The organism is Desulfobacca acetoxidans DSM 11109 (assembly GCF_000195295.1).
In the GTDB taxonomy this organism is placed as follows: Bacteria; Desulfobacterota; Desulfobaccia; order Desulfobaccales; family Desulfobaccaceae; genus Desulfobacca; species Desulfobacca acetoxidans.
Map to the genome: position 1 here is coordinate 1,703,989 of NC_015388.1, position 12,813 is coordinate 1,716,801.

Consider the following 12,813-nt stretch of genomic DNA (forward strand, 5'->3'; position numbering starts at 1 on the left):
ATTTTCTCATTTTTTTAGGAGCGGCAACCATGGGTTTAGCAGACCTACCACAGAGTAAATGGGGTGGCGGGACAGGCCGTCAGGTCATACTCAAAGCTGATTTTGACTCTATCGAAAGGGCCATCATTGAGGCCTTCGAATTGAATTATCCACCGGATCTGGTTTGGATTGACGCGGTCCGGGTACAAGTGCCCTCAACCGCCGATTGCCGGGCCAGAATCATGATGTCGGGATTTCCATCGCCGCTTCATACGGGCCAGATGGTTGACGGTTCCCTGGCGGACGGCAGATATCGGGAGAATAGCAGTGAGGCCGTTATGGATTTCGGCGTCCCGGCCCGCTTTTGGGGTAATGAAAAAGCCAATCAGTGGTACTGCGTCTATGCTATTGCGGGGGCCTCTGATACGAGCTTCACGTTGAAGGCCATGCCGGTGATGCGTTATGCTTCGCAGGTGGCCCAGACTATCACCCTGCGCAACAATGGCGACAGTGCGGATATCGGATATGGCCTTATCAGCAACGAACTGCAGAGTTGTAAGATCCTGGTGTTGTCAGGGGCCTCGAAGGGATTAGTACGCCCTATTATAGCGAATAACAGCGACAATGGTAGTGGCGGGACCCTGACATATTCGGGTTCGGTTCTGACGATGGCTCGGGGGGATTGGCTCATTGTCCTGCCCAACACGAATTTTCGCTATTTAGGTATGATATTCAATGACTCCTCCAGTAATCTGCTCCCGTTTATGAAAAATAAAAATTCGGTTGCCTGGGGTTCTCGCCGATTGATCGTTTCAGGCGCCATAAACGGTTACCAGCTGCTGGATTTAAGTTATTATGTTCCGCCTTTAGCCAAAAGATTGCATGGTCTGGCGACCGCGACGAACGGTTACGATGTCAAGGCGGCTTTATCATACGACGGCGTTGAGCCGACGGTATTGGTGCATCTATCCCCACCGGCGACAGATTTTATCGGATCGCGTGGGGCCGGGCAGTTTGACTGCCAGCTTTTGGATGGGAATAACCTGTATCTTTCAAATGAGAACACTGCTCAGCAACTATTCTGGGCGGTGGGTTGGGAGGAATAATGAATCTTTCGGGAAAGAAAACTTATTTTGTCGCGGGTTTGATTGCAGCAGCGGTTTTTGCCCGGATAGCCGGGTTTATTGACGATCGAACCTACGAGGCCATTCTGGGGATTTTGGGGGCCTTGGGGTTGGGGGCGCTGCGGGCGGGAGTGACTAAGGTATTACAATAATAGATAAGTCTGTAAAAGTCATTCCCATTTTAGTGTAATTGTTATTCTTGCAAAATTGCCCTTAAGCTGTGGAAATAAACTAACAGTGGCTTTATGGCCTCAATCTGTTCAACTAGAAACTCGGAACTGTATTCTCCTGGTAATGCCAATATGAGGCGAATGGTTATCAGAGTCAGCCCGGCAACAAAATTTTGAGTTTTTGACTTTTTGCGAGGCTATCAATCGAAGAATAAGATTAGGAGAGAGAGGCAGGTGTATTCTTTCTATGGAATTAAGAGAATATATCAATTTTTTAATGGCGGTCATTGGTGTTTTAATGAGTCTGGTTGGTTTTTTATTTTGGCGGATATTGCATCGGATTGAGGATAAATTGGAAGAACTACATCGGCTGGCTCATAACTGTCGGGAGTCGCTGCCGATACGATTTTTAGGTCGCAAAGAATTCGACGGGTATCAATCAGATATAGATAAATTATGGTATGCAGTGAACTACCACCAACATGATCAGGCAGGAAGGGTGACGCGATGATAACAGATTATATGGATCATTACTGCAATCGGATTCATATTGCCTGTATCAGCTTACAACCCCGTAACAGTTCAGCGTGTTGAGGAAAAGATGACCCCCCCCCATCCTAACCCTCCCCGTAAACGGGAAGGGAATTTTCCCCTCCGTTTAGGGGGGGATAAGGGGGGGGCAAACAGAGTAACATACCTAAATCCTCAGAAGACTGAACTCTGGCACAACGCCGTAAGTAATACTTCAGCTACAGGAGAGAATAGATCAAGGAATGCTGGGCGGTGCCCATCCTACAGCACTACAGCACCGACAGGCCCATCCATAGGGGTGAATCTTCTATTTGCCCCAACAACTGAAGGGTTACGAAGGGAAATCTTGGGGGGAATAGGGTCTGGCCCTATTTCCCCCCCCAAAGTTTGTACTCCTAGCGAGATAATATGATAATAGTATTGATAAGTTGTTTAATTCAGGGATTAATTCCTTCTTTAGCTGTGAGGGGCGTTTATAATTGCGCTCCCTGGGCTTTTTTGGGGAGGAAGCCATCTTGTATACTTATCTTGACTCCGCTGGCAATTTTGACATAATGAGAATAAATCATTCCCGGTTTCTGGTTACCGATTTTCTAAAAACGGAGCAGGAATACTCAAAAATAACTTCTGAGTTTCGAGTTAATTAAAATATAACCTTTGTACAGGCCGGAAGCCTGTACCACCGGTAAATGATTTTCTTGGTTTGCTGATAACTTATGGGTAATGAACCTAGGTTTGGGGACAAGGAGAGGAATATGGGCCTCATACGATTGTTATCAACCACCACACCCTTCGCCAATTTGGATGAACAGCAACTGGCCGGTGTGCTAACCTGCTGTGAGCAGCAGGAATTTCCAAGGGGCTCGGTCATTTATCAACAGAACACCCCAGCCCGTCACATGTACATTATCCTGGATGGTATGGTCAGTTTGGACGATGTGGTCGATGATGAGACAATTATTTCGTATGAGCGCCGCGGTCCCAAAGGGATAATCGGCATCGGTTCTATGCTGGGTCTGAAACTTTATTCCCTCACAGCAGCCTGTATTGAACCTTCTTCAGTTATCGCAATCGACGTTCCGGAGTTGGAAAAAATTTTCGATCAGGATTATCAGGTGGGGTTTAAGGTAATGTCAGAGGTAGCCTATATTTATTTTCAGCGGTATGAGAGGGCCAAGACGAGGCTCTATAATGTTTTCAAAGAAATTCCAGTCCGTTTGGTCTGTCGCGAACCGGTTTAATGTCCATCTTGAAAGATTATCCTAAATCCGGATTTTGTTATAGGTGCGGTAGCTGGCTGTTCCTCCAAAAACATTGAAAAAATCCTCAGAAGAAACTGCCTGGCCATTTTGCTTTGATTGTAGTGGGAATTAATTTTCTGACCAGCGGCCGAAAATCAGATTCCGACCATGAGATTATTTACTGCATCGTTCATGCCCGGCAGGAATCTTGCATAAGTTATCGTTCAATCCCCAATGAACAATAGACCCATACTGATAGAGTATATTTTTCTCTTACCATTAGTGTTTATAAATTTGAACAACTATGTTAACATAAATTAACAATCAAAAATATTCTCCCCGATTTTCTTAATTTAATGAGGAGATTTTTCGATAAGAGAGAAAGAGGTAATCTTGGCGTTGCTGAGGCCGTAGTTGCCTTTCGCCGGGGTTGTTGGGCCAAGGCTGTCTGCTTCCTGGGGTCTCTATGTCAGTAACGATTGTTAAACATGGTAGGTAAAGGATAAGAGAAGATAATATGCCTAAGTCGGCAAAAATCCTAGTAGTGGATGATGAGTCAGCGGTTCTCGAGATTATCCGAAAAATTCTGGTTGATCGGGGATATATTGTGGATGTGGCCTCCAATGGTTTAGAGGCATTAAAATTTTTAGAGAAAAGCCGTTATGACCTGGTTTTAAGTGATGTAAAAATGCCAGAGATAGATGGCTTGGAGCTGCTCCAGCAGATCGGTCTGCTATACCCTGATCTCACCACGGTTATGTTATCTGCTTTTGCCACTATTCGGGATGCGGTGGCGGCTATCAAGTTAGGGGCCTTCGATTATATTGCCAAGCCCGTTTATCCGGAGGATCTTTTGTATTCCATTGAGCGGGCTCTTAAGTTTAACGAGCTGCGTCAGGCGACCCAAGAACTGGAATGGACATTAAAAGGGGCTGAAGCGTTGGGTTTGCAGGTCCTGGAGCTGGCCCCGGAGGCGGATGAGTTTCAAATTTTGGAAAGTATCCGTCAGGAGGCCAAGCAGATCGAGGACCTGAACCAGCTATCCGAGATTTTTTTACAGGGTGCCCAGAAAATTACGATGGCTTCCCGAGGATCAATCTTTCTTTTCGATCAGGAGGGGATTCATCTTAAATGTACCGCGAGAAGTGATAATCAGAATTATGACATCGATCTGAAAAGCATTCGACCCGGAGAAGGCGTCATGGGTTACGTCCTGCAAACCGGACGGCCATTACTCGTAGCCGATGTGGCCCTGGAGCCTCGATTCTATCATCATCAGAAGCGCAAACGCTATGCCACCAACAGCTTTGTCGTCGCGCCGATTATTGGGGAAAAGAGTTGGGGCGTGATCAATCTGGCTGATCGTTGTGACCTGAAGGAATTTAGTCCCCGGGAACTCTTTTTAGTCTGGCTGTTGGCCCGGATATTTGCAGAAAACCTGCAACACCGCGAATATGAAGCAAAAAGCCGCAGTATCGATGCTCTCTTGAAGTCATCTCGCGCTGAGCTGATAGATGTCAGAGAATGTTTTGATCATCTCAGTACCCCAGTTTCTATGGGTTTGGCGGTAGTGGATCAGAATTTAAAGATCTGTTACCTTAATCCGACATTTGTCAGATTATGTGACCGGAGAAAATCCCGCGTTGGCTCAGAGATCTTTTCTTTTATGAAGGGACTCTCATCTTCGGATCATAAGAGATTGCAACAGTGTTTCGAGAGGATTTTTCAAGGGGAGAAAGCCATAGATTGTGGTCGGATAGCCATGGCCCATGCGGAGCACGGGAATAGCATCTGTTTAGCGCAACTGATGCGGTTCGACTCGCCGGCTCTCGGTCAACAGATCATGATTGTTTTGGAGGATATTACTGAGATATCACAGATGCAGCAGCGATTGGCTCTTTATGAGCACCTGGCGATCATGGGAAAGTTATCCACCTGTGTGGTGCATGAACTGAATAATCCCTTAGACGGGGTCAAGAGATATATCTCTTTGGCGCAGTTGAAGAAAGACAGCAGCGAGGACGTTGCGAGGTATTTATCAGAAGCCCAAAAAGGTTTGCAAAAGATGTCGTTGGCAATCAGTTCGATCTTGAATGTGGCCAATCCGAACCGTATTTTGAAGACTCAAGACACCCTCCTCAGCCAACTGCGTGAAGCCGTCAAGATATTGCTTTTGCAGACCAAAGAACAGCGGGTGGAGATTGTGTTGTCAACAGCGCCGATTTTTGAAGAGATATCTTTCGGCACAGACCTCTATACGGTTTTTGTAAATCTTATCAAGAACGCTATTCAGGCTATGTCGGAGGGTGGCAAGGTAGAAATCATCGGTCAAGAACGTAAAGATGATCTTGAGATACACTTTAAGGATAACGGTCCGGGGATAGATCCCAAAAACTTGGAAAATATCTTCAAACCATTTTTTACGACAAAGAGCGAGGGGCAGGGTTTGGGCCTTGGGTTGGCCATTTGTCAAAAGATAGTTGCACGTTATCATGGCCATATATCCCTGCAAAGTGTTTTAGGTCAGGGTTCTGATTTTATTGTCAGGTTGCCGTTGCCTGATGAGTTCCATGCCAAAGCACCGAAAGATCGGTTTGCGAGGGTTACCCATTGAGAAAAAAAGATATTTTAGTCGTCGATGATGATGAATTGGTATGCAATTCATTACGAGAGATGCTTGGCATAGAGGGATATGAAGTCGATTCGACGTTAGATGGCATGGATGCCCTGCAAAAACTGCGTGAAACGAAGTATTCGCTTATCCTTTCTGATATACGTATGCCGAGCATAGATGGTATAGAACTGCTTAAGGAAGTCAGAGGTAATAGCGTCGATTCATTGTTAATTTTTATAACCGGTCATGGTCACATCGACGGCGCGGTGGAGGCGATAAAATTAGGAGCGTATGATTACATTACAAAACCTATTGATGATCTCCGTCTTAAATTGACGATCAAGCGGGCGCTTGAGCAGAAACAATTGCTGGCATCGATCAGATCCTTAAAGAAAAAAATCCGGCCGTGGGAGTTGGATGAGCGTATTATCATTAAAGATAGGAAGATGACGGAACTCCTGGATATTATCCATATGGTTTCTGATACGATGGCAACCATTCTGATAACCGGTGAATCCGGCACCGGCAAATCCATTTTGGCCAAGTATATTCATCGCCATTCCATGCGCAGTGACGGACCTTATGTGGAGTTGAGTTGCGGCACATTAGCTGAGACACTCTTGGAGAGCGAGCTTTTTGGTCATGTTAGGGGAGCGTTTACGAACGCTATGCGCGATAAAAAAGGAAAATTTGAGGAGGCTGGCGGTGGGACTATTTTTCTCGATGACATCAATTGCGCCTCTCTCAACTGTCAGATCAAACTCCTGCGGGTATTGCAGGAAAAGATTTTCGAGCGGGTCGGCGGCAATGAATCCATTCCTACCGATGTCCGGATTATTACTGCAACCAATACCCCACTGACTGAGGAAGTTGAAAAAAAGAGATTTAGAGAGGACCTCTACCATCGGATAAACGTCGTATCGCTTTTTATTCCACCGCTCCGGGAGAGGCTTGGAGATATCGAACCGCTGATAGAATATTTTATCAAACGTTTTAATGAAGCCCACAATAAAAAGGTCAGAGGAATTTCCAAGAGCGCCCTGCAATTATGTTACAATTTCCAATGGCCCGGCAATGTCCGACAGTTGGAAAACGTTATTGAACGTTCAGTTATTCTGGCGCAAGGGGATTTCATCATTCCGGAGGGGCTGCCCGAGGAGCTAAGGCAAGATCCGATGCGTAGTGTAGAGTCGGAAGACTTGACTCTTGCGGTTGCAGTTGCTGAGGCAGAGAAGAGAATCCTCTTCAGATGTTTAAAGCAGAATAACTGGAATCGACAGACAACGGCTCAGATGTTGGGGATTAGCCGGACTACCCTGTTCAATAAGATGCGTCAACATCAGATCGAAGACCCCCGTAAAAATAACGAGACCTACAATTAGTTAGTGCCCATCCGGAAACTGCGGCGGTGGCCCTGGCAGCACAAAGGGGAAAACGGAAATATTGATTGTAGAGGCGGGGTTATCACGCCTCTAACCCGCTTTATTCATGGTATTTTGAAAAAGATAGCTAACTCATTTTAATGCCATAGATTAACAGGCTTACCTGAAATACAGACTGTTTTTTTTGCACAGGCTGGAAAGCCTGTGCCACCGGGTATATGGGATTTTGATGAATTATCCGGGCTAAAAGGGATTACCCAAAAAATAAAGGACTTTCCGGATGGAGACTGGTTAACCTACTGGTGGCCGCCAGCCCCGGCGGCTCGAGAGAATTATTCTATGTACGACAATTACCATGAACTTGTGGCTTGGGATCATGCCCACCTTTGGCATCCCTTTACCCAGATGCAGGGTTTTCGGCAGGAAGAGCTTCTTATTATCCGGAGTGGTCAGGGGGTTTATCTGTATGATATCCACGGCAACCGTTATTTAGATGGTGTATCTTCGCTCTGGACAAATGTGCACGGCCACCGCCATCCGGAGTTGGATACTGCCATCAAGGAACAGCTCGGCAGGATTGCCCACACCACCATGCTGGGGTTAGCCAATGTTCCTGCCATTCAGGTGGCCCGGCGCCTGGTGGAGATAACTCCTCCAGGTTTGGATAAGGTTTTTTTCTCAGACAACGGCTCTACTGCGGTCGAAGCGGCCTTGAAAATCGCCTACCAATATTGGCAATTACGGGGTGAGCGCCAAAGGCGGCTTTTTATCAGGCTCAAAGAGGCTTACCATGGGGACACGTTAGGGGCCGTCTCTGTCGGGGGTATCCGTCTCTTCCATTGGATATTTAAAGACCTGCTACTTCTTCCGACGGCCGAGGCCCCCAATCCCTATTGTTACCGCTGTCCGGAGCAGCAAAACTGTCAAGGTCAATGTTTACAGGCCCTGGAGGCCCTTGTTGACGCCCGCAGGCATGAGACGGTCGCCATTATTCTGGAGCCGGTGATGCAGGGGGCGGGTGGTATGATTCCTCAGCCCCCGGGATACCTGAAGAAGGTTCGTCAGATTGCTGATCACTATAAAGTGCTGCTTATCGCTGATGAAGTGGCCACCGGGTTCGGGCGTACCGGCAAGATGTTTGCCTGTGAACATGAAGGCGTCTCACCGGACCTGCTCTGCCTGGCCAAGGGCCTGACCGGCGGATATCTTCCCCTGGCGGCTACCTTGGCTACCGAAGATATCTATCAGGCATTTTTAGGGGAATTTGCCGATTTTAAGGCCTTCTTTCACGGCCACACCTATACAGGCAATCCCTTGGCCGCGGCCGCCGCTTTAGCCAGCCTGCGATTGTTTGAGGAGCAGCGGGTCATCGATCATCTTCAGGACAAAATTGCCTATCTGACTACCAGGCTAGCAGAGTGGAGCCAACATCCGCACATCGGAGATATCCGCCAGCGCGGCTTTATGGTGGGCATTGAATTGGTGCTGGATAAAAACACCAAGGAGCCCTACCCGGCAAAGGAGCGTCGGGGGCATCAGGTAACCCTGGCTGCCAGAAAATTGGGGGCCATCCTACGACCGCTGGCGGATGTGGTTGTCCTTATGCCGCCCCTGAGCATATCTCTGGATGAATTAAAAAGCCTCCTCGATATTACCATTCAGGCTATTGATCAGGCCTGCCAATGAGGGCTTGGCATGGCTAAAGGCTAATCTGACGCGGTTGCAATGATCCCTGCCACCGGTGGTGCGTCGATCTATCTAAAGATATCCCTCCCACTAGCAGACTCTTTTTAACCCCTACGATTTAAGTAATCCTCCACTCGCGCGAGATCCTCAGGTACGTCAACCTCAAGGGTCTCACCGGTCGTTTTTACTACTTTAATTGGATGTCCATGTTCCAGGGCGCGCAGTTGCTCCAGTTTTTCGGCAGTTTCCCAGATCCCCGGCGGGAGCTGGACAAAACGTTGGAGAAATTCGTGCCGATAGACGTAAATGCCGATATGCTTGTAATAAACGGCATCTTGCGTGTCATCGCGATAATGTGGAATAGGGGAGCGGGAAAAATATAAAGCAAAATTGCGATGATCGAAGACAACTTTTACGATATTGGGATTGACGGCCGCTGCCGGATCGGATAGCTGGCGTATAGGGGTAGCCATATCGGTTTCCGGTTCCTGTAGGAGGGGGGCGATTACCTGAGTAATCAAAGAGGGTGGGAAAACCGGCTGATCACCCTGGATATTGACTACCAAGGCCTCCTGAGACAGGCCGATAATCTCGGCGGCCTCGGCCAGCCGGTCGCTGCCGGAAAGATGATTCTTCGAGGTTAAAATATACTTTCCTCCAAACGAATGAACGCACCGGCCAATGCGATCATCGTCCGTGGCCACATAAATCTCGGAGAGGTCCGGAACCTGCCCGGCCTGTTCATACACCCATTGAATCATCGGTTTCCCGGCGATGAGGGCCAGAGGTTTTCCGGGAAAGCGGCTAGAGTCGTAGCGAGCCGGAATTATCGCCACAATCTGCATACTGGTCTCCTTCGGGTTTGAGGGAATCTTCAAGTACTCCTGATTCGTATCTTAACCCCTGGGGTTTGTCAAAAAATATCTTAAGGAGGGTTTTCTCCCGGTGTAATATGTTCAGATAACTTGACATCAACAATATTAATCTTACCTTAATGAGTAATATTGTTGCCGGTTTCCGGTAAAAAGATCTAGTAGAATTAAATTATTATGGTCACAGTTGGTTTCGGGACAGACCGAAATTGGTACAGTTACATTCTGCTAGGGCGCAAACCGTGGGAGGATAAGCATTACCATGCGATTTGACAAGTTCACCATTAAAGCCCAACAGGCTGTCCAGGGAGCTCATGAGTTAGCCCAGACCATGAGCCAGGCGCAGGTGGAGGCGGGGCATCTGTTAAGGACTTTGCTAGCCCAGGAAGATGGTCTGGTAAGACCTCTCATCAAAAAGATGGAGGTCGAACCTCAGAAGGTCATTCAGGGGGTTGAAGATATCATAACCAGGTATCCCCGGGTATCCGGGGCGGCGCAACTCTACCTTGCGCCAGAATTAAACCAGGTCTTGGACGATGCCTATAAACAGGCCACCCAGATGCGGGATGATTACGTTTCTACCGAGCACCTGTTTCTGGCCCTGACAAGAGCCAAGAACAGCGATGTGGGGCGCCTGCTTGCTTCTTTGGGTATTCATCCCGAGGCTGTCATGCAGGCCCTGGCCGCTCTGAGGGGTTCCCAAAGGGTTACTGATCAATCACCGGAGGAGAAGTTTCAACCATTGGAGAAATATGGCCGGGATCTGACTGAGTTGGCCAGAGCCGGCAAGCTTGACCCGGTTATCGGTCGAGATATGGAGATCCGCCGCATCATGCAGGTTCTCTCCCGCCGGACAAAAAATAATCCGGTGCTCATCGGCGAAGCGGGAGTGGGCAAGACTGCGATAGTAGAGGGATTGGCGCAACGGATCGTCAATGGCGACGTTCCCGAGACACTCAAGGACAAACAGATCGTTACCCTGGATATGGGAGCCCTTATCGCCGGCAGCAAGTATCGGGGGGAGTTCGAAGATAGATTGAAGGCAGTAGTCAAAGAGGTTGTGGAATCGGATGGCAAGATCATTCTGTTTATCGATGAGATGCACACCCTTGTGGGGGCCGGTGCTGCCGAGGGTGCCGTGGATGCCTCGAACATGTTAAAGCCGCCCCTGGCTCGGGGGGAACTCCGCTGCATTGGCGCGACCACGTTGAACGAGTACCGGAAATATATCGAAAAAGATGCAGCCCTGGAGAGGCGGTTCCAGCCCATTTTAGCTGTTGAACCCTCGGTAGAGGATACTATTTCTATCCTGCGGGGCCTGAAGGAGCGCTACGAGGTGCACCACGGAGTTCGCATCAAAGACAGCGCCATCATCGCCGCGGCGACGCTCTCAAAACGATATATCACCGACCGTTTCCTGCCGGACAAGGCCGTGGATTTAATCGATGAGGCGGCCAGCAAGCTGCGTATTGAGATCGACAGCCTGCCGGCGGAAATTGACGAAGTGGAGCGCCGCATCCGCCAGGAAGAGATTGAGCGTCAGGCTCTCAAAAAGGAAAATGATCCGGCCTCGCTTGAGCGTTTGGAGAAGATCGATCGGTCTCTGGCCGACCTGAAAGAACAGACGGCGGCCATGAAGGTGCGTTGGCAACAGGAGAAAGACGCCATCACCCATATCCGTGAGATCAAAGAACAGATTGAGCAGACCAAGATCTCCGAAGCGCAGGCGGAGCGTCAAGGCGATCTAGCCAAAGCGGCCGAATTGCGCTACGGTGCCCTGTTGAATCTGCAGAAACAACTGGAAGCTGAAAACCATAAACTGGCCGAACTGCAAAGAGATGGCGCCATGCTGAAGGAAGAGGTGGATGCCGAAGACGTCGCCGAAGTGGTGGCCAAATGGACGGGAATTCCTGTGACCCGGCTGCTGGAAGGCGAAAAAATGAAGCTGGTGCATATGGAAGAACGACTGGCAAACCGCGTGGTGGGCCAGAGCGAGGCGGTGCAAGCGGTCTCAAATGCCGTTCGCCGCGCCCGCTCCGGCATCCAGGATCCCAACCGGCCCATGGGTTCTTTCATCTTTATGGGACCCACGGGTGTTGGCAAGACCGAGTTGGCCCGCGCCCTGGCCGAATTTCTCTTTGATTCCGAACAGGCTATGATCCGATTGGATATGTCCGAATATATGGAGAAGCATACCGTTTCGCGCCTTATCGGGGCGCCCCCGGGCTATGTAGGCTATGAGGAGGGAGGCCAGTTGACCGAGGCAGTGCGACGCCGGCCTTACTCGGTCATCCTCTTCGATGAGATCGAAAAAGCGCATCCTGAAGTCTTCGACGCCCTGCTGCAGATCCTGGATGACGGCCGCATGACGGACGGGCATGGCCGGACGGTAGATTTTAAGAACACCATCCTGATCATGACCTCGAATATCGGCAGCCAATACATCATGGAAGTGACAGATGAAGAAGAGATGCGCCGTAAGGTCATGGAGGCCTTGCGTTTCCATTTTAAACCGGAATTCCTCAACCGGGTGGACGATATCATCATCTTCCACCGTCTGGATAAAGCGCATCTCAGGCAGATCGTTGACCTGCAGGTCCAGAAGCTGGTCCGGCGGTTGGAGGAGCACGGCATCCGCCTTGAACTCACCGATAGGGCCCGCGACTTCCTGGCCGAGGCCGGGTTTGATCCGGTTTATGGCGCTCGACCGTTGCGGCGGGCAATTCAGCGTCAGGTGCAGGATAGTTTGGCCAAACTTATGCTCAGCGGTGAGTTTATTGAGGGAGACACTGTACAAATCGATGCAGATGCCGCGGGTTTGACATTCGCCAGAACCTAGATGCACTAAGCTATTGAGATGGACCTGATGTTACCCGCGCATCATGAAAATAATCTGCCGGTGGCACGGGCGTTCTAGCCTGTGCAGCGATCATGTTCCGACTGCGGCGGGAGGCACTGCGCTTTTCCACCCTACCAATTTAGTTTCTAGGGTGGGTCTGAGACCCACCCTGCAAGAAAAAAATTTCCCACTCTACTATTTTTCCGTTATTCCAAGCCTATTGCCTACCCGAGGCTCGCGTATAGATTGTCGAATTGTCTTGGCTGATCGCATTCCTTCCGATTATACTTGCTAATTGAACATATCATGTTAGCTTAATAAGAAATTCGAGGTAGCTGTTTCAGGCTTCGAGATGAAATTGATGGGTGGTATATT

9 protein-coding genes are annotated in these 12,813 nt (G+C 49.1%); 8 read left to right on the forward strand and 1 reads right to left on the reverse strand.

The features are described 5' to 3' along the window. The first annotated feature begins 29 nt into the window (after positions 1 to 29). The 7 genes from DESAC_RS07460 to bioA all read left to right on the forward strand — a co-directional run bounded on the left by DESAC_RS07460 (position 30) and on the right by bioA (position 8,727). Positions 30 to 1,085 (forward strand): hypothetical protein, encoded by a 1,056-nt coding sequence (locus DESAC_RS07460; RefSeq protein WP_013706460.1) that lies wholly within the window; start codon positions 30 to 32, stop codon positions 1,083 to 1,085. Continuing rightward, positions 1,085 to 1,255 carry a hypothetical protein gene (locus tag DESAC_RS16275; RefSeq protein ID WP_013706461.1) on the forward strand — a complete coding sequence of 57 codons (171 nt, stop codon included), beginning with the start codon at positions 1,085 to 1,087 and terminating at the stop codon, positions 1,253 to 1,255. The genes DESAC_RS07460 and DESAC_RS16275 overlap by 1 nt, the downstream gene beginning before the upstream one ends. Positions 1,256 to 1,520: 265 nt before the next feature. Then, on the forward strand, positions 1,521 to 1,784 hold the full coding sequence (locus DESAC_RS07465; RefSeq protein ID WP_013706462.1) for a hypothetical protein: 264 nt from the start codon (positions 1,521 to 1,523) through the stop codon (positions 1,782 to 1,784). A 775-nt stretch (positions 1,785 to 2,559) separates the two neighbouring features. After that, positions 2,560 to 3,045, forward strand: coding sequence for a Crp/Fnr family transcriptional regulator (locus DESAC_RS07470; RefSeq protein ID WP_013706463.1), 486 nt, complete (start codon positions 2,560 to 2,562; stop codon positions 3,043 to 3,045). A gap of 517 nt (positions 3,046 to 3,562) precedes the next feature. Then, positions 3,563 to 5,659, forward strand: coding sequence for a response regulator (locus DESAC_RS07475; RefSeq protein ID WP_013706464.1), 2,097 nt, complete (start codon positions 3,563 to 3,565; stop codon positions 5,657 to 5,659). After that, complete coding sequence (locus DESAC_RS07480) at positions 5,656 to 7,041, forward strand: sigma-54-dependent transcriptional regulator (RefSeq protein WP_013706465.1); 1,386 nt, start codon at positions 5,656 to 5,658, stop codon at positions 7,039 to 7,041. Before DESAC_RS07475 ends, DESAC_RS07480 begins: the two co-directional genes overlap by 4 nt. Positions 7,042 to 7,245: 204 nt before the next feature. Then, positions 7,246 to 8,727 (forward strand): adenosylmethionine--8-amino-7-oxononanoate transaminase, encoded by a 1,482-nt coding sequence (gene bioA / locus DESAC_RS07485; protein ID WP_013706466.1) that lies wholly within the window; start codon positions 7,246 to 7,248, stop codon positions 8,725 to 8,727. 104 nt (positions 8,728 to 8,831) lie between these two features. Here the strand turns inward: bioA and kdsB are convergent, their stop codons facing one another. Then, a complete protein-coding gene (kdsB, locus tag DESAC_RS07490) occupies positions 8,832 to 9,572 on the reverse strand; it encodes a 3-deoxy-manno-octulosonate cytidylyltransferase (RefSeq protein ID WP_013706467.1) in 741 nt (246 codons plus the stop codon). 289 nt (positions 9,573 to 9,861) lie between these two features. Between kdsB and clpB the strand changes: the two genes are divergently transcribed. Further along, positions 9,862 to 12,438, forward strand: coding sequence for an ATP-dependent chaperone ClpB (clpB, locus tag DESAC_RS07495; RefSeq protein WP_013706468.1), 2,577 nt, complete (start codon positions 9,862 to 9,864; stop codon positions 12,436 to 12,438). The last annotated feature ends 375 nt before the right edge of the window (positions 12,439 to 12,813 follow it).

Excerpts from the sequence above, each read along its gene's own strand:
- DESAC_RS07475 (WP_013706464.1), top strand. The coding sequence starts at position 3,563 with ATGCCTAAGTCGGCAAAAATCCTAGTAGTGGATGATGAGTCAGCGGTT.
- DESAC_RS07465 (WP_013706462.1), top strand. The coding sequence starts at position 1,521 with ATGGAATTAAGAGAATATATCAATTTTTTAATGGCGGTCATTGGTGTT.
- DESAC_RS16275 (WP_013706461.1), top strand. The coding sequence starts at position 1,085 with ATGAATCTTTCGGGAAAGAAAACTTATTTTGTCGCGGGTTTGATTGCA.
- kdsB (WP_013706467.1), bottom strand. The coding sequence starts at position 9,572 with ATGCAGATTGTGGCGATAATTCCGGCTCGCTACGACTCTAGCCGCTTT.
- clpB (WP_013706468.1), top strand. The coding sequence starts at position 9,862 with ATGCGATTTGACAAGTTCACCATTAAAGCCCAACAGGCTGTCCAGGGA.
- DESAC_RS07460 (WP_013706460.1), top strand. The coding sequence starts at position 30 with ATGGGTTTAGCAGACCTACCACAGAGTAAATGGGGTGGCGGGACAGGC.
- DESAC_RS07470 (WP_013706463.1), top strand. The coding sequence starts at position 2,560 with ATGGGCCTCATACGATTGTTATCAACCACCACACCCTTCGCCAATTTG.